This window comes from Achromobacter pestifer (genome assembly GCF_013267355.1).
GTDB classification, from domain to species: domain Bacteria; phylum Pseudomonadota; class Gammaproteobacteria; order Burkholderiales; family Burkholderiaceae_B; genus Achromobacter; species Achromobacter pestifer_A.
In genome coordinates this window covers 3,451,176-3,468,701 of the sequence record NZ_CP053985.1, presented here as the reverse complement: position 1 = coordinate 3,468,701, position 17,526 = coordinate 3,451,176, and the positions used below count along the sequence as shown (strand labels likewise).

Annotated in this window: 16 protein-coding genes; 14 read left to right on the top strand and 2 right to left on the bottom strand. The window is 64.7% G+C overall.

The window, feature by feature from the left end; all coding sequences use genetic code 11:
- Window positions 1-61: 61 nt before the first annotated feature.
- A complete protein-coding gene (locus FOC84_RS16745) occupies window positions 62-1,240 on the top strand; it encodes a CaiB/BaiF CoA transferase family protein (protein WP_173145404.1) in 1,179 nt (392 codons plus the stop codon).
- A 17-nt stretch (window positions 1,241-1,257) separates the two neighbouring features.
- On the opposite strand, the gene FOC84_RS16740 is transcribed toward FOC84_RS16745, so the two are convergent.
- Window positions 1,258-2,838 (bottom strand): sigma-54 interaction domain-containing protein, encoded by a 1,581-nt coding sequence (locus FOC84_RS16740; protein ID WP_254241992.1) that lies wholly within the window; start codon window positions 2,836-2,838, stop codon window positions 1,258-1,260.
- 409 nt (window positions 2,839-3,247) lie between these two features.
- Here FOC84_RS16740 and FOC84_RS16735 point away from each other — a divergent pair, with 409 nt between their 5' ends.
- The 9 genes from FOC84_RS16735 (at window position 3,248) to FOC84_RS16695 (ending at window position 11,367) form a co-directional block, all read left to right on the top strand.
- On the top strand, window positions 3,248-4,435 hold the full coding sequence (locus FOC84_RS16735) for a CaiB/BaiF CoA transferase family protein (RefSeq protein ID WP_173145402.1): 1,188 nt from the start codon (window positions 3,248-3,250) through the stop codon (window positions 4,433-4,435).
- Between the two features lie 72 nt (window positions 4,436-4,507).
- Window positions 4,508-5,083, top strand: coding sequence for a DUF2889 domain-containing protein (locus tag FOC84_RS16730; protein WP_173145401.1), 576 nt, complete (start codon window positions 4,508-4,510; stop codon window positions 5,081-5,083).
- Window positions 5,084-5,242: 159 nt separating this feature from the next.
- On the top strand, window positions 5,243-6,028 hold the full coding sequence (locus tag FOC84_RS16725) for an enoyl-CoA hydratase/isomerase family protein (RefSeq protein ID WP_254241991.1): 786 nt from the start codon (window positions 5,243-5,245) through the stop codon (window positions 6,026-6,028).
- A 321-nt stretch (window positions 6,029-6,349) separates the two neighbouring features.
- On the top strand, window positions 6,350-7,081 hold the full coding sequence (locus tag FOC84_RS16720) for an enoyl-CoA hydratase/isomerase family protein (RefSeq protein ID WP_254241990.1): 732 nt from the start codon (window positions 6,350-6,352) through the stop codon (window positions 7,079-7,081).
- Window positions 7,078-7,488, top strand: a complete 411-nt coding sequence (locus FOC84_RS16715; protein WP_173145399.1) for a Zn-ribbon domain-containing OB-fold protein — start codon at window positions 7,078-7,080, stop codon at window positions 7,486-7,488. The genes FOC84_RS16720 and FOC84_RS16715 overlap by 4 nt, the downstream gene beginning before the upstream one ends.
- Window positions 7,489-7,499: 11 nt before the next feature.
- On the top strand, window positions 7,500-8,678 hold the full coding sequence (locus FOC84_RS16710) for a thiolase C-terminal domain-containing protein (RefSeq protein ID WP_173145398.1): 1,179 nt from the start codon (window positions 7,500-7,502) through the stop codon (window positions 8,676-8,678).
- Window positions 8,679-8,730: 52 nt separating this feature from the next.
- Entirely contained in the window at window positions 8,731-9,198 is a 468-nt protein-coding gene (locus tag FOC84_RS16705; protein WP_173145397.1) for a MaoC/PaaZ C-terminal domain-containing protein, read from the top strand.
- Window positions 9,195-10,154 carry a Bug family tripartite tricarboxylate transporter substrate binding protein gene (locus FOC84_RS16700; RefSeq protein WP_173145396.1) on the top strand — a complete coding sequence of 320 codons (960 nt, stop codon included), beginning with the start codon at window positions 9,195-9,197 and terminating at the stop codon, window positions 10,152-10,154. Before FOC84_RS16705 ends, FOC84_RS16700 begins: the two co-directional genes overlap by 4 nt.
- A gap of 232 nt (window positions 10,155-10,386) precedes the next feature.
- Window positions 10,387-11,367, top strand: coding sequence for a Bug family tripartite tricarboxylate transporter substrate binding protein (locus FOC84_RS16695; RefSeq protein ID WP_173145395.1), 981 nt, complete (start codon window positions 10,387-10,389; stop codon window positions 11,365-11,367).
- Between the two features lie 59 nt (window positions 11,368-11,426).
- Here the strand turns inward: FOC84_RS16695 and FOC84_RS16690 are convergent, their stop codons facing one another.
- Window positions 11,427-12,569, bottom strand: a complete 1,143-nt coding sequence (locus FOC84_RS16690; protein WP_173145394.1) for an acyl-CoA dehydrogenase family protein — start codon at window positions 12,567-12,569, stop codon at window positions 11,427-11,429.
- Window positions 12,570-12,913: 344 nt separating this feature from the next.
- Between FOC84_RS16690 and FOC84_RS16685 the strand changes: the two genes are divergently transcribed.
- The 4 genes from FOC84_RS16685 to FOC84_RS16670 all read left to right on the top strand — a co-directional run bounded on the left by FOC84_RS16685 (window position 12,914) and on the right by FOC84_RS16670 (window position 17,486).
- Entirely contained in the window at window positions 12,914-14,500 is a 1,587-nt protein-coding gene (locus FOC84_RS16685) for a GGDEF domain-containing protein (RefSeq protein WP_173145393.1), read from the top strand.
- Between the two features lie 251 nt (window positions 14,501-14,751).
- Window positions 14,752-15,546, top strand: a complete 795-nt coding sequence (locus FOC84_RS16680) for an enoyl-CoA hydratase/isomerase family protein (RefSeq protein WP_173145392.1) — start codon at window positions 14,752-14,754, stop codon at window positions 15,544-15,546.
- Between the two features lie 10 nt (window positions 15,547-15,556).
- Window positions 15,557-16,717, top strand: coding sequence for an acyl-CoA dehydrogenase family protein (locus tag FOC84_RS16675; protein WP_173145391.1), 1,161 nt, complete (start codon window positions 15,557-15,559; stop codon window positions 16,715-16,717).
- A 1-nt stretch (window position 16,718) separates the two neighbouring features.
- Entirely contained in the window at window positions 16,719-17,486 is a 768-nt protein-coding gene (locus FOC84_RS16670; protein ID WP_254241989.1) for an SDR family NAD(P)-dependent oxidoreductase, read from the top strand.
- The last annotated feature ends 40 nt before the right edge of the window (window positions 17,487-17,526 follow it).

Here is a 17,526-nt window from a genome sequence, read left to right as displayed (position 1 = left end):
TCATACCCAAACACATCCGGGAAAGCCCGGACACGCCAGACTTGCTCAGGAGCCCCACCCCATGCCCGCCTCGCCCGATAAGCCCTACGCCGGATTGCACGTCCTGGATCTCAGCCAGGGAGTCGCCGGACCTTACTGCGCCATGCTCCTGTTGGAGCAAGGCGCCGAGGTCATCAAAGCGGAATCGCCTGCCGGCGACTGGAGCCGCGCCATAGGCCATCAGACCGAAGGCATGAGCGCGCTTGCCATTGCCTACAACCTGGGCAAGCGTTCGATCTGCGTCGACGCCCAGACCGAGGCCGGCCGCGGCCTCTTGCGCCAGCTTGCGTTGCGGGCCGACGTCGTCATAGAGAGCTTCCGCCCTGGCGTCATGGAGCGCCTGGGCCTGTCATACGCCGAACTCTCGAAAGCCAGGCCCGATCAGGTGTATGTCTCGGTGTCCGCCTTCGGTCCGGACGGCCCCTATGCCGAACGGCCGGGATCGGATTCGACGCTGCAGGCCATGAGCGGCATGATGGTGGTCAACCGCGACGCGCGCGGCGCGCCGCGCAAGGTCGGCATCCTGCTGATCGACGTGGCGACGGGCATCTATGCGGCGCAGGCCACGGGCGCGGCGCTATACCGCCGCGCCGCGCGGGGCCAGGGCTCAAGGGTGCAGGTCTCCCTGCTGGAAGCCGCGGCCGCGGTGCAAAGCGGCGCGATCATCGACGAAGCCCTCAATGCCGGACGCGCCGTGCAGGCGCTGAGCGTGCCGGCTGGCACCTTCGAGACCGAGGACGGGCATGTCAACGTCACCTCGCTGCACGACCGGATGTTCGCCGGCCTGTGCCAGGCCATAGGACAGGACGACTGGCTCGCCGACCCGCGGCTGAGCACGGCGACCGGACGTCACGCCCACGGCGAGGAGATCAATTCAACGCTGATACGGATCTTCCGCGCCAAGCCGACGGCGCATTGGGTCGAGTGCCTGAACCGGCATGGCGTGGTCTGCGGGAAAGTCTCCGACTACGCGGGCTTCCTGGCCGACGCACAGGTTGAACAACAGCGGATATTCGCGATGAGCGAGCAAGGCGGCCCATGCCGCGTGCCGATCGCCCGGCTGCCGGGCACGGAGGCACCCGGCAGCCAGGAAAAGCGCTCGCCGCGCCGCGGCGAGCACACCCGGCAAATCCTGGACGAACTCGGTTTGGATGCCGCGCGGCAGCAGGAGCTGTTCAACGCCGGGGTTGTGCAGTCCTGACACCCCGGGGCTGGGACTCAGCTCTCCTTGCCGCCTTCCATCAGGCGCAGCTGCTTATACAGATAGGAGCGGGAAATTCCCAGCTCCTCGGCGACCCGCTTCTTGTTGCCGCCGGTGCGCTCCATGGCGTCCGCGATCAGCTCCATCTCGACGCGCTGCTTCGCTTCCCACATGTCGAAGCGGCCCGAGCCCGCGGTGGCCTGCAAGGGGCGGTACTCCTTCTCGGCCCCGATGCCACCCGGATGCTCCAGACCGCCGAAGCTCTCCAGCGTCAGGCGGCTGCCGTCGCTGAATATCGCCGCCCGCTCCACCGCGTGCTGCAGCTGACGCACATTGCCCGGCCAGCTGCGCGATTGCAGGTACTGGATGACATGGTCGTCGATGGACTTCTTGGCCACGCCTTGGCGCTTGGCAAAGGCGGTCAGGAAGGTATCGGCCAGCTCGGGAATATCCTCGGGCCGGTCCCGTAGCGAGGGCAGGTAGAGCGTCACGGCGCTGATACGGTAGAACAGGTCCAGGCGGAACGTATTGTCCGCAACCATCTTCTGGAAGTCCCGATGGCTGGCCGAGATCAGGCGGAAATCCGAGTGCAGCAGGCGTTCGCCGCCCACGCGCTGGAACGTGCCGTCCTGCAATACGCGCAGCAATTTCACCTGCATTTCCATCGGCATATCGCCGATCTCATCGAGGAACAGGCTGCTGGTATCGGAAAGCTCGAACTTGCCCTTGCGGCCGCGCTTGTCGGCGCCGGTGAACGCGCCGCCTTCATAGCCGAACAGCTCGCTTTCCACCAGGCTGATGGGCATCGCGGCCGCATTGATCAGGGTCAGCGGCTTGTCGCCACGCGGGCTGAGCATGTGCAGCGCGTGCGCCACCAGCTCCTTGCCCGTCCCGCTTTCCCCCACCAGCAACACCGGCACGTCCAGCGGCGCGACCCGCAGAATATCTTCCTTGAGCTGCCGGATGGCCTTGCTGCTGCCCACGATCTGGTCCAGCCCGTAGGAACGGTTGCGTATGCCGGAGAGTTCACGCTTATAGAAATCGCGCTCCTGCCGCACGCGGGCGAGTTCGTTGGAAATGTCCTGGATCGCTTGCGGAATCGCCTGCGGACCCTTGAACATGACCTGGCCGATCGCCGCCACCAGCTTCTTGTCGCGGTCGAAGATCGGGATGCGCGAAACGATACGGGTAACGCCCTTGGCCTCATGAGCCTCGCCGATCTGCGGCTTGCCCGTAACGACCACTTCCTGCAAACGAGTGTTCTCGATCACATCGCTGACCGGCCGGCCGATCGCGTCGCCGCGCTTCAAGCCGATCGAACGTTCGTGGATCGGGCTCATGTAGAGCAGATTGCCCGCCGCGTCGACGACGTTCATGGCCTCATAGGGATTGGTGATGAAGTAACGGAAGATATCCGCGGCGCAATCGACGCTGGAGATGAACTCCGTCAGCTCATCCCCGCCCGCGGAGAAGATCAGGAAACACACGCCTTGCTCGCAAACCAGCGCAGCGACACTGTGAGCGGGCTCGATGCCGGGCAGGGCGAACAGGCGTTTGACCGGGGTGCTGGAACGATCGGCCCACAGGCGTGAGAGCATCCGCGCAATCACTTCCTCCGTACCCAAACCCGAAGAAAATTTAATCTGGGCGCCCTCGTCCAGGACAAGTATCCCTTCGGTGTCTCTTACCATATCCTCTCGCTCTGCATCTGCCTTCCGTGTCTTTCGTGGCGGCATGTTGGTGGCGACGAGTGTACTCCACGGCTGCAGCGCCGCAGGCCGCGCCAGCGCTACATCTTACGGCCGATGCCCCGCCACGCAAGGCGCTCCGCCGCCCCTGCGGCGCCGTGGTCCGCAATGGCATGGAAATTGCTTGAAAGAAACCCATCAGGAATGTATTTGATGCCATGCAGCAGAAGCCTGTCCCTCAATCGGGGCTGCGGGCGCACCAGCCGATTTCTGTGTAACGAAAAAACCAACGAACCATCAAGAAGCGTAGAGGAGTGTCATGCCTGGTCCTTTGTCTCAAATCAAGATCGTCGACCTGACGTCAGTGGTAATGGGGCCTTATGCCACCCAGATCTTCGGCGACATGGGCGCGGACGTCATCAAGGTGGAAAGTCCCGACGGCGACATCATGCGCCACATGGGCGCGGGCCGTAGCCGGGCGATGGGACCGATACACCTGTCGGTCAACCGGAACAAGAAAAGCCTGATGCTGGACCTGCGCACCCCCGAAGCGCGCGCAGCGCTGTTGCGCGTGGTGGCGACGGCCGATGTCTTCGTCCATGCCATGCGCCCGGCGGCCATCGAACGGCTAGGCCTGGGTTATGCGCAGATCAAGGAGATCAACCCCGGCATCGTCTACTGTGGCGCCTATGGCTTTGGCGAAGGCGGCCCCTATGCCGACGATCCGGCCTACGACGACATGATCCAGGGCGTGTCCGGCCTGTGCTCCGTCAATGCCCATCTGGCGGGAGAACCGCGTTTCACGCCCACCATCATCGGCGACAAGGTCGCCGGCCTGACCATCGCCTACAGCATTCTGGCCGCGCTGTTCCACAAGCTGCGCACCGGCGAAGGGCAAAGCATCGAAGTGCCGATGTTCGAGTCTCTGGCCTCGTTCATGCTGATAGAGCATCAATGGGAACGGGCTTTCGACCCGGAGAACGGCAAGGCAGGCTATCCGCGAGTGCTCAGCCAATTGCGCAAGCCGCACCGAACCCGAGACGGCTATCTGTGCGTGCTGCCCTACACCGACAAGAACTGGAAGGACTTCTTCCAACTGGTCGGCCGCGATGACCTGGCGAAGGATCCTCGCTACGACACGCCGAACCACCGCAGCCAGAACTACGAAACCCTGTACAAGATACTCGGGGAAATCATGACCGAACGGACCTCCGCGCAATGGCTGAGCCAGCTCCGGCCGCTGAGCATTCCTGTCGCGCCGGTCAACAGCCTGGAGGACTTGTTCACGGACCCCCATCTGGCGGCGGTCGGCATGTTCGTGCAACAGGAACATCCTAGCGAAGGCGTGCTGACTCACGTCAGGCCGCCCGTCAAGTTTGGCAAGACTCCGAGCGAGGTCAAGCGCCTTGCGCCACGCCTGGGCGAGCACAGCCGCGAAATTCTTGCCGCGGCCGGACTGTCCGACAGCGAGATCAGCGCGCTCGCCGAGAGCGGCGCCACCCGCTAGGCCCCTCCTTCCCTTTTGGCGGGACCGGGAGCCTGCTTCCCGGTCCCTCGAACCAGACACGGAGACCACCCCATGGTGTCGCCTTCGCATTTTCTTCCCCCCCCTGCCAGCGCCAGAAAATCCTCCCACTCGCGCACCATCCAGTTGCAGGCCTACGAGCGCGAGGACGGCCTGTGGGACCTGGAGGCCTTGATCGAGGACGTCAAGCCCCAACCCTTCACCACACAGATGCGGCATTTCGACTGCGGCGTGCCCATACATCTGATGGCGATCCGCGTGACCATCAACGAAGCCCTGGACGTGCTGGGCGCCGAGGCCGGCATGCACCGCATGCCCTTTCCCTCCGTCTGTCCCGAAGCCCAGGTGCGGCTGGAGCGCTTGATCGGCGCGAACCTGCTCAAGGGCTTCCGCCAGGAAATCGCCAAGCGGATCCCGGCCCCTGAACGCTGCTCGCACTTGTCCGAGCTGGCGACGCTGCTGCCGACCCTGGCCGTGCAGACGATCCTGCAGGGCAAGATCTCCCCGCAAGACGAGGCCGACCCCGCCAAACGCCCCTTGAAGATCGGCGCGTGCCACGCGTTGAGAGAGGACGGCCCGCTGGTCAAGGAGCATTACCCGCAGTGGTACCGGCCGTCAGGCCAAGCCTGAACGGGGCCGCGCCCCCGGCGCACAGTGCGTGTCTTCCGGCGGTGCGAACTGCGTGCGCCGCGGACACGGTCCGCAGTTTCGCCGCCCCCCGCCGCTGCGGTTGAACGCTGGCATCCATTTTGCTTGAAGGCTCACCACCCCCCCCCTTCAAGGAGAAGCATGATGCCCGCGCATCACCAGGAAAACGCCAACGCCCAACCCACGGTCCTGCTGGAAAAAGCAGGCGGCCTTGCGGTCTTGACGCTGAACCGCCCCGAAAAACTCAATGCCCTGTCGACGGCGATGCGCGCCGAGTTTGGCGTCCACTTGCAGGACATCGCCGCTGACCCCGACATCCATGTGGTGCTGCTGCAAGGGCTGGGCCGCGCCTTCTGCGTCGGCGCCGATACCGGCGATCTGCCGGCGACCCCACTGGCCTGGCGCGACCGCATCCTGACTGCGCAGCAACACCACATGGCGCTGATCAGGATGAACAAGATCGTCATCGCGTCGGTCCAGGGCGCGGCGGCCGGCGGCGGCGCTTCGCTGGCGCTTGCCGCCGACCTGCTGGTCATGGCGGATGACGCGACCCTGCGGTTCCCCTTCGTGCGCCTGGGCCTGATCCCGGACGGCGGCTGCTCCTATCTGCTGCAGTCGAAACTAGGCGTGCCCGCCGCCCTGGACCTGATGCTCACGGGCGGCGCCATGGATGCCGAAGAGGCCCGCCAGCGCGGCCTGACCCGCCGCGTGGTGCCGCGCGAAACCCTGGCCGAGGCCAGCCGCGCCTTGGCAGCCGAGCTGCTGGCGCTGCCCCATGAAGCGCTGATGCTGACCAAATCAGTCAGCCGCCAGAGCTGGAGCCAGCCCATGGACAGCGCCATGGCCCATGAGGCCGATGCGTTCGCGCTGGCCACGGCCATGCCAGGACATCAACGCGCGCTGGCAGCGGCGCAGGCGCGCAAATAGCCAGCCCCGCTTCCCCGCCCCGATAGCCAGTCCGGCGGGCCGTTGCGGTTCCGCCGCCGCAGACACGCAAACACAGTCCCGCATCCGCATGTATGCCGCGAGTACACCCCGGAAGGCGATCCGGATGCCCGCGCGCCTGCCGCTAGGCTCCGGTCCGCGGACGGCGGCGCGTCACGCGTATCTGGCACGAACTTTGCTTTTAAGCAAACACCCCCTTTACCCATTGGAGCGTCCTACATGGCAGCACAGGAGCTGGTAGCAACACAAAGAGACGGAGACGTACTCATCATCCGCCTGGCGAACCCGGAAAGCCGGAACTCGATGACCATGGACATGCGCGAGCAGCTCGGCGCGGCGATAGCCCTGGCCGAGCGCGAGCCCGGCATCCGCGCGGTCTTCCTGACGGGCGACGGCCCCACTTTCTGCTCCGGCGGCGACCTGAATCATCTGCGCACGGCGTGCGATCCGTGGACCGTGCACCGGCGCTTCCGCAATCTGAGCCGTTGGCTCACGCCGCTGATCACGCTGGACAAGCCGGTCGTCGTCGGCGTGAACGGCCATGCGGTGGGCGGCGGCATGGGCCTCGCGCTGACCGGCGACGTGGTCATTGCCGGCGAGAGCGCGAAGTTCATGTCCGGATTCTTCAGGCTGGGCGTGGTGCCCGACATCGCGGTCATGTACCACTTGCCGCGCCTGATCGGCATGGCGCGCGCCAAGAACTTCCTGTTCAGCGGCGGCACGTTCTCCGCGCAGGAAGCGGCCGATCTGGGCCTGGTATCCAAGGTCGTCGCCGATGCGGACCTGTACGACGCCGGCCTCGCGGAAGCCAGGCGCCTGGCCGAGGGGCCCGCCGAGGTCATGGGGCTGGCCAAAGCCGTCATGGCGCGCAGCTTCGAGACCTCGCTGCACGACATGCTGGCATTCGAAGGCTTCGGTCAGGTGCTGGCCATGTCCAACCCTGAGTTCCGCGAAGGATTGAACGCCGCCCTGGAACGCCGCCGCCCCGATTTCGCGGGCGCCGCGGCGGTCGCGAACCAGGGAGACCAAGCATGAGCCAGGATCTGCCGCAACCCATCGCCAATGCCGACTCCCAGCCCTATTGGGACGGGGCCCGCGAACGCAAACTGCTGATCCGGAAATGCAAGGCATGCGGAGCGCTGCATTTCATGCCCCGCCATCTCTGCCCCGAATGCTGGTCGGATCAGCTCGAATGGGTCCAAAGCAAGGGCACGGGCAGCGTCTACAGCTTTTCCATCATCCGCCGCGCGCCGCTACCGGCGTTTGCGTCCAAGACGCCCTATGTCACGGCGCTGATCGAACTCGACGAAGGCCCGCGCATGGTCGCCAACATCGTGGGCGGCGACGCCCTCTCGGTACAGATAGGGGACAAGGTCGGCGTGGTTTTCGAAGACCGCGGCGATGGCGCCCTGATTCCCCAATTCAAAAGAACCGAGGCCTGACTGGGATGGTTATGAAAGAACGCGCATCGCTAAAGAACAAAGTCGCCATCGTCGGCGTGGGCGAATCGGACATCGGCAAGGTTCCCCACATGACAGGCCTGGGCCTCAACGCCCAGGCCGCCAAGCGCGCGCTGGACGACGCCGGATTGCAGGTTTCCGACATCGACGGCCTGCTGACGGCCTATTCCTTCACGGAACCGTACTTCATGCTGGGATCGGTCATCTGCGAGTACCTCGGCATCAAGCCCAGGCTCAACGCATCGATGATCGTGGGCGGCGCCAGCCCGGTCGTCATGCTCAAGCATGCGGCGCAGGCCATCGTCAGCGGCCAGGCGGAAACCATCCTGGTCTGCGCGGGCGAAAACCGGGCCACTGGCCAAAGCCGGGACGCAGCCGTGGCAGCGCTCACCGCGGTGGGGCACCCCTATTTCGAACAGCCCTACGGCACCTCCATACCCGGCTTCTACGCCATGATCGCGTTGCGCCACATGCACAAGTACGGCACCACGCGGGAACAGCTCGCGCACGTCGCGGTGAACACGCGCACGCACGCCCTGCTGCATCCCAACGCGCACATGAAAGCCCCGTTGACGTTGGACCAGGTGATCTCGGCCAAGCCCATCGCCGATCCGCTGGGCATGCTGGATTGCTGCCTGATATCGGATGCCGGCGGCGCCTTCATCGTGACGTCCGCCGAGCGCGCGCGTGATCTTAAATGCAAGCCCGCCTACCTGCAGGGCATAGGCGAATACCACACGCATGAGCATCTGATGTGCGCCCCCAGCCTGACCGAGTTCGGCGCGGCCGAATCCGGGCGTATCGCCTACGAGATGGCGGGACTCGCGCCCGGCGATATCGACGTGGCCGAGCTCTACGACTGCTTCTCCATCGTCCCCATCCTGGAGGCCGAGGAACTCGGCTTCTGCCAGCCAGGAGAAGGCGGCGCGTTCTTCGAGCAGGGACATGCGCGCATCGGCGGCAAGCTGCCCATCAATACCCACGGCGGCATGCTCTCGCATGCGCACGCCGGCGCCGCAGGCGGCCTGTTCGGCATCGTCGAAGCGGTGCGCCAATTGCGCGGCGGCCTGGGCGACCGCCAGGTCGAAGGCGCGGAGGTCGCGCTCGTGCACAACGAGGGCGGCATCCTGTCCTCGCACGGCACCGCCATCCTGGCCAACGAGAAAGGCTGAATTCAACGCGGCTGCGCCCGCATCCGGCAACCATTACAAGGACAACGCAATCATGACCACGACTCCCTCCGCACGCGGCCGGTACTTCGATGACTTCGAGATCGGCCAGGAATTCGTCAGCCCGGCCCGCACCATCACGCAGACGGACATCGTCAATTTCGCTTGCCTGTCGGGCGACTTCAACGAAGTCCATACCAATTTCGAATACTGCAAGACCACGCCATTCGGCGAACCCATCGCGCACGGACCGCTGGTGTACGCCATCATGGGCGGCCTGCAGTACGCCAGCGGCCTGAACGACGGCACTTTGCTGGCCCTGCTGCAGATCGATGGCTGGAAACTGATGGACCCCGTCAAGCATGGCGACACCATCAGGCTGCATTCACGGGTCGTCGACAAGAAGGCCAGCAGCAAGCCCGATCGCGGCGTCGTCACGTTCCAGCGGCAGTGCGTCAAGCACGACGGCACGGTAGCCCAGGAAATGACGGCCACCCTGCTGTACCGCCGGAGAACATCGTGAACCCTCGCAGAAGACACATTCTGGGCGCCATGCTGGCCGCCCCCCTCCTGGCCGGCCGCGCCCAGGCGGCCGACAGGCCCTTGAGAATCGTGGTTCCCTTCCAATCGGGCTCGGCCACCGACACCGCGGCGCGCATCATCGGAGAAAACCTGAGCCGCTCCTTGTCCCGCGCGGTGGTGATAGACAACAAGCCCGGCGCCGAAGGATACATCGCGGTCAAGGAGGTCATGAAGGCGGATCCCTCGGGCGACGTGCTGCTGTTCTCGACCAACACGGCCATCACCGGCATCAACACCTTCAATGCCAAACCGATCTACGACCCGCTGACCGAGCTGTCTCCCATCGGCCGGGTCGGCGAGTTCCCCTTCCTGCTGGTCGTGAACACCGGCCTGCCATTCACGACCGCCCGCGCGTTCGTGGAATACGCTCGGGCCAACCCCAAGAAGCTGACCTATGCGTCCGGCAGTTCGTCCTCCATCGTGGCGATGGCGCAGCTGATGGGCATGGCCGGCCTGGAGCTGCATCACATCCCTTACAACAGCGAACCGCCTGCCGTGGTGGATCTGGTGGGCGGCAGGATCGACGTCATGTTCGCGACGCCCACCACGACCATGGGCTTCATCAAGGAAGGGAAGGTGCGCGCGCTCATGACCACCACCCGGACACGCCTGGAGCAGTTTCCCGACGTGCCCACGATGACCGATTCCGGCTACACCAACATGCCGCTGGTGCCGTGGGGCGGATTCTTCGGCCCATCCGGAATGCAGCCGGAACTGCGCAGGAAGCTGAGCGCGGAGATCAATGCCGTCCTTGCCCAGCCGGACGTGGCGCGCGCGCTCGCCGTTCACCACATTTCGATCTCGACGTCCGGCCCCGACGAATTCTCCGCCTATGTGAAGGAGCAGCTTGCGCTGTCGCTGCAAGTCGTCAAGGAACACGGGCTCGGCAGGAAGTAGACGGAGCATCTGCTGTGCGCGGCCCATACACTGCTGATCGGACCATGAACACCAGCGCGCATGCGGACAGCTCCCCAGCCGGGCAGGCAGGCGGCGCCAGCCCCTGGCACGGATGTTGCGAGGTTATCCCCGACGCGCCTCGCGTTCATGTTGCCAGCCCGCCCGCAGAGGCAGGTTGAACAATAACTACATATGTGTTTTCCGCTGGTGAAAAGCGGAATTGGAGATAAGAATGCCCATTTTTAGAAAACCGCTACTGGCCGCGGCGGTCCTGCTGGCCAGCCTGACTCTGCAAGGACAAGCGGCGGCCGGCAGCTATCCGGACAAGCCCATACGCCTGATCACCCCCTACGCCGCCGGCGGTCTTTCCGACATCCTGGCCCGCACGCTGGCCCAGGATCTGTCGGAACGCCTGGGCCAATCCGTCATCGTCGAAAACCGCACCGGCGCGGGCGGCATCATCGGCACGGACTTCGTCGCCAAGTCACGCCCCGACGGCTACACCCTGGCGCTGGCCAGCCAAGGCCTGGCCAGCGTCAACACCACGCTGTATCCGAACCTGCCCTACAACACGCTCAAGGACTTCACGCCGATATCCTTGATCGCAAAGTTCTCGCTGGTGCTGGTGACGAACCCCGCTCAGCCGATCAAGACCGTCGCCGACCTCGTCGACCGGGCGAAGAAGAATCCCAGTGCGCTCAACTATGGATCCGCGGGGAATGCCTCGACCGCGCATCTGACGATGGAAATGCTGAAGGACCGCACCGGCATGCCCATCATGCACATCCCGTACAAGGGCGAGTCCCTGGCGTTTACCGAACTGCTGGGCGGCCGGATCGACGCGACATTCGCCACGGTGGGAGGCGCGCTGCCGCTTATCCAGTCCGGCAAGGTCCGCCCCATCGCCGTGGCCGACAGCGCGCGCAGCGCCTTGATGCCCGACGTGCCCACGGTCGAGGAATCCGGCGTGAAGGACTTCAACGTGTTCGGCTGGTATGCCATCCTCGCTCCAGCCAACGTGCCGCCGGAGGTGACCGACCGCCTGAGCAAGGCGTTGATGGATATAGGCAAGAGCGAGAAGTTCCGCGAAGCCATGCGCGTGCGCGGCATGGAGGCCGTGGGCAGCTCGCCGGAAGAAACGACCCGGGTGATCCGCGATGAAACGGAACGTTGGGGCGCCATCATCAAGAAGGTGGGCATCACCGCCGACTAGGCGGCCGGCTCATCGCCCCCAAGGGCGGCCCGCTACCGGGCCGCCCTGCCGTCAAGCGCTTACAGTCCCAATTCCCGCGCGATCAGTTCGCGCTGAATCTGCGAGGTGCCGCCGCCGACGGTCGCGTTGCGGGCGTCGCGCCAATGCCGTTGCATCGCATGATCCGTGGTGTAGGCGTGTCCGCCCAGAATCTGCATGCCCGAGGCGGTGACCCGCTGAAGCATCTCGGAAACGTAGAGCTTGGCCATGCTGGCTTCCTTGCGGCACGACAAGCCATTGTCATAGCGCCAGGCGGCCATCGCGGTCAGCCAGCGGCCGCACTCCACCTCGGTCGCCATGTCGGCCAGCATGTGCGCGATGGCCTGGAACTGGCCGATGGGACGCCCGAACTGCTTTCTTTCCTGGGCGTAGATCGTGGCGTCGTTCAAGGCGCTGCTGGCGCAGCCCAGGTAGTTCGCCGCGAGCGTGATGCGCTCGCGTTCCAGATGGCGTCCGATATACCCCCAGCCCTTGCCTTCCTCTCCCAACAGATAGCGGGATGGCACGCGCACGTCGTCGAAGTAGATTTCCGACAGGCCCAGCACGCGGCGGCCGATGACGTCCAGACGCCGGATGGTGATGCCCTTGAGATCGTTGGGCACCAGGAACAGGGAAATGCCATCGTGCCGCTTGTCGCTCTTCGCGGTCCTGACGGCCAGCACGATGTGGTTGTCGGGCGCGTCCGCGCCGCTGGAGAACACCTTCTGGCCGTTGATCAGCCAATCGTCGCCGTCGCGCCGCGCGCTCGTGGTCAACGACGCCGCATCCGACCCGGAGCTCGGCTCAGTGAGGCTGAACGACAGCTTGGCCTCGCCCTGCGCCACGCGCGGCAGGATTTCGCGCTTCAACTCATCTGGCGCCACATCCGCCAGGATCGAGCAACCCCAGGCCTGCAGCGCAATGCGCGTGGCAAAGTCCACGCTGGGCTTGGCGACCTCTTCGTAGAGAATGATGCAATCAGACATCGGGCTGCCCATCCCGCCGTACTCGGCCGGGACCACCATGGAGACAAAGCCCGCGTCCACCATGGCTGCGTAGACTTCCTCCGGATATGTGCCGTCGCGGTCCCATTGCCGCACCTTTTCGGGCGTGCACAAGGACTGTACGAGCCGTTCAACCGCGGAACGCAACATGACCTGCTCTTCGGTCTGGGTAAAGTTCACTTTTTCCTCCAGGTGGTTTGGTATCTACGCCTGCGCCCCGCCCCTCGGGCTGGATCGCGCCGCATCCCCGTGCATAAGCAAGAACCGCGCCAGCATGCGGCTGCCCAGGGCAAGATCCCGCCCTGCTCCCTGCCTGTGCCCACGGAACGAACACCCGTGGATGCGCAGCGGACAACGGATGGCGGCCCAGGCGACGAGGCAGTCCCAGATACGCTTGACTTGGCAGGGGCTTGCCGCAACACTGATCGCTCTGTGCGCCAGAGCCGCCTTTCTTAGTCCTGAGTCCCCAGCGTTGCGGAAGGCGTCGATTCAATGGACCGAGCGAGTATTGAAGGAGCCTCGCATTGACCAACGCAGCGATGCCCAGACTGAAGTTGCGCCGGCTCGTCACCGTGCTGGCGCTGGCGAGCGGAATCATTGCTTTCGTCAATACGCTATACGCGGCCTACCTGGTCCAGCGCGAACAGCTTATCGCCAATACCCTGGAAGCCAACAGGGCGTACGCGATCAAGCAGGCCGAGGTCACCGACCTGTACATCGAGTCCATACAGCGCCAGCTGATCCTTGCCGCCGAACGGGCGCCCCGCCTGCTGGGCTCCAAGCCGGCCATGGAAGACGAACTCGCGCGCCTGGTCCATCAGACCGACGGCATCATGACCGCCGCCATCGCCGACAAGAACGGCACCATCCTGGCCACCGCCCCGGCCGACGCGGGCTTCGACGGCAGGACGCTGGTGCGCCAGCCATTGGCGACAGGCGCGCAACGGCTGAAGGGCCAGATATCGACACCATACGTCGGCATGGAGGGCCAGCTGATACTGGCGTTTTCCGAACCGTTCAACGACGCCCGGGGCGCGCATGGCGGCACGATCGTCACGGCCATCCATCTCAGGCAAGGTAACGAGTTCGACAAGCTGGTGGGAGATCACTTCTACCGCGACGGCTCCTATCTGTATGTGGTCGACGGCGACGGCAACATCATCTATCACAAGGACAAGGAGCGCATCGGCACCAGCGAACGGAACAACGCGGTGGTCGAGGCGGTGCTGCGGGGCGAGACCGGCGCGATGCCCGTGGTCAACACCAAGGGCACTCACCTGCTGGCTGGGTACGCCGCGCTCAAGCACGGCGGCTGGGGCGTGGTGGCGCAGCGTCCCCTGGACGAAACGCTCTATCCGCTGCAGAGCCTGACCGGCAGGATCGTGCTCTACGCGCTGCCGGTGGGACTGATCATGTTCCTGGTGATCTACCTGTTGGGCCGCTGGATCTCCAGGCCGCTCGAGGAACTGGCGCAGGTCATCGAACGCGATCAGCCTGGCGCTTCGATCGGCGAGCTCGACCAGATCAAGGGCTGGTACTACGAAGCCGCCCGGCTCAGGAACGCCGTAACGATGAGCCAGAGCTCCCAGACCCGGCGCATAGACAAGCTGAACACCGACACCATCACCGACCCGATGACCGGTCTCATCAACCGCAGGGGCCTGGCGCTACAGGTGGCCACGCTGCGGCAGACGCAACAGCCGTTCGCTGCGCTGGCGCTGGACCTGGATCACTTCAAGCGCGTGAACGACACCTTCGGGCATGCGGCCGGCGATCAGGTATTGATCGCGCTGGCCAACATCCTCAGAGCCTGCATCCGGGCGGAAGACGCGCCGTGCCGCGTCGGCGGCGAGGAGTTTCTGATCCTGATGCCCCACGCCTCGCGCGACACAGCGGAGATAGCCGCCGAACGCATCCGGACGGCAACGGCAAGCCACGTCATGCCGCAGGCAGTGGGGCATGTCACGGTTTCCATCGGCATTGCGCTATGGCCGTCCGATGATCCCGACATCGAGAAGGTCTTGGGCAAGGCCGATCAGGCTTTGTACCGGGCGAAGAATTCCGGGCGGAACCGGGTTGCGGCCTGGTCGGCCGCGGAAATCACCGAATAAGCGAATCAGGGGCGAACCGCGCCAGGCCCGGACGTACAGCACCGGCAGTAATGAGCCTGCCCGGCGCCAGCTCTTCCCCTAGGGAAAACACCCATCAAAAAAACAAAAATGAATGATGACTCATTGTTCATTTTTTGCCAGAATGCGGCAACGCCTGACGACTTGCCATGACGCGGCACGCGCGCCGGCTCTTCCAGGCGAACTCCACGCAAGAGACTCCTGGCGTCTCCTGCTCTCCACACGAGGTCTAGATGAACTTTGCTGAGTACAAGAGCCTGACGTTCGAACGCCGCAAGCGCGTCCTGGAAATCACGATGAACCGGCCCGAGAAGCTCAATGCCGTCGATGAAGCCATGCACGAGGAACTGGCCCGGGTTTTTGTCGACGTTTCGGCCGACCCGGAATGCGACGTCGTGATCCTGACGGGAGCCGGCCGGGCCTTTTCGTCCGGCGGCGACATAGCCTGGATGCAAAAAATGATCGACCAGCCCGGCGCGTTCGAGAAGACGGCCCGCGAAGGCAAGCAGATCGTGTTTTCGTTGCTGGATTGCGAAAAGCCCGTGATCGCCAAAGTGAATGGGCACGCGACGGGACTGGGAGCGACGCTCGCACTGTTCTGCGACGTGATCTTTGCCTCGGACGCCGCGAAGATCGGCGATCCGCACGTCAGTGTCGGCTACGTGGCTGGCGACGGCGGCGCCGTCATCTGGCCACAACTGATCGGCTATGCGCGCGCCAAGGAATACCTGATGACCGGTGACCTGATGATGGCGACGGAAGCGGAACGCATCGGCCTGATCAATCATGTGGTCCCCGCGGCGGACCTGGAGCAACGCGTCGGGCAGTTCGCGGACAAGTTGGCCGCGGGCGCGACCAAGGCCATCCGGTGGACCAAGATGTCCGCAAACATCGGCCTGAAGCAGCTGGCGCACTCGATCATGGACGCCTCCCTGGCCTACGAGGCGCTCTCCAATTCCACCCAGGACCATCAAGAAGCTGTGAACGCCTTCCGCGAAAAGCGCAGCCCGGTCTTCTCTGGAAAGTAGAGAGCCACTGATGAACTTCACGGAACCCGACCACATCCGGCAGCTGCGCGACACGCTCGAGCGGTTCGTTGAAAAGGAAATGCCGCGCGGCGCCGCCGCCGACTGGGACAAGCACAACCACTTCCCGCGCGAGGTCTTCGACAAACTGGCACGCCTCGGCGTCATGGGGCTCACCGTACCCGAATCGTATGGCGGCGCGGGCCGCGACATCCTCGCCACCATGGTCGTCATCGAAGAGCTGTCCAGGCGCAGCCTGGCGGTATCGGTCCCCTACATCATGAGCGCCTGCTATGCGGGCATGAATCTGGTCGAATGCGCCACGGAAGCGCAGAAAGCCGAACTGTTGCCCAAGGTCGTGGACGGTTCGCTCGTCTTTGCCTACGGCTGGACGGAACCGGACGCCGGCGCCGACCTGGCCAGCGTCAAGACCCGCGCCGAACGTGTAGGTGACTCCGTGCGGATCAATGGCGCCAAGCGCTTCTGCTCGGGCGCGGCGATATCGGACTACATCTACGCGCTGGTCCGCTCAGGCGGCGAGGGCGACCGCTACAAGAATCTGTCCATGATCATGATCCCGCCTCACACCAAAGGCGTGACGATCACGCCCATCGAAGGGCTGGGTATGAAAGGAGCCGCAACCACGGACGTGATATTTGACGACGTGGAAGTGCCATTCGACAACGTCATGGGCGGCGAGGCCGGCTGGAACAACGGCTGGCAGATGATCGTGGGCTCGGGCCTGGACGTGGAAAAGCTCGAAGTCGCCGCCATCGGCATCGGCATCGCCCGCGCCGCGCTCGACGATGCCTGGGCCTACGCGGGCGAACGCCAGCAATTCGGCAAGACCATCAACCACTACCAGTCCATTCAGCACAAGCTGGCCGACATGAAGACGCAACTGCATGCCGCGCGCCTCGTGCTCTACCACGCCGCCTGGATGGCCAACGAACACCAGCGCTGCGGGGTCGAAACATCCATGGCGAAACTCTTTGCCACCGAGACCGCCCGCTCGGTCGCGCTGGAATGCCAGACCATCTTCGGCGCCTATGGCTACGTCAAGGATTTCGACGCGGAGCGCTACGTCCGGGACGCCCTGCTGCTGCCCATCATCGGCGGCTCCTCCGCGGTCCAGCGCAACAACATCTACAAGTGGTCCGGAGCCTATGCCTGACATGCCCTCAATCGACCTGGCCGGGAAGAAAGTGCTGGTCACCGGCGGCGCTAGCGGCATCGGAGCGGCGGTGGTCGATCTGTTCCTGGAACTCGGCGCGCAAGTGAGCTCGGCTGACCTCCAGCCGCACGGCGCCATGGAACCGGACACCGTTATCCGATTCCAGGCGGACGTCTGCGTGGAACAAGACTGCCTGCGCGCCACGGCGGGAGCCATAGACGCCATGGGCGCCATCGACGTGCTCGTGAATTGCGCCGGCATACCCGACACCTACACCCCGACCCTGGAGCAAAGCACGCAATCCTGGCAGCGGATCGTGGATGTGGACCTGACCGGCACCTACCTCATGTGCAAGGCCGTGGGCGCACACATGGCGCAGCGCCGCTCCGGATCGATGATCAACATTTCGTCCATCGTCGGCCTGGGCGGCTTTCCCCGCCGCAACGCCTATGGCGCGTCCAAGGCTGGCGTGATCATGCTGACCAAATCGCTGGCCAGCGAGTGGGGCAGCCTGGGCATCCGCGTGAACTGCATCGCGCCCGGCTATATCCGCACGCCCTTGGTCGAAACCTTGATACGCGAAAACAAGGTGGACACCGGACAGATAGAACGGCGAACGCCGCTGGCCCGCCTCGGTCATCCCAGGGAGATCGCGCATGCCGCGGCGTACCTGTCCTCGGAATGGGCCTCCTTCATCACGGGGGCAACCCTGCCGGTGGATGGCGGTTGGTCCGCGTTTGGAGGCGCGGGCGACATCGGCATCGCATGACATAGGCCTGGTTGATCTGAAGTTCCCTGGGGCGAGCCCC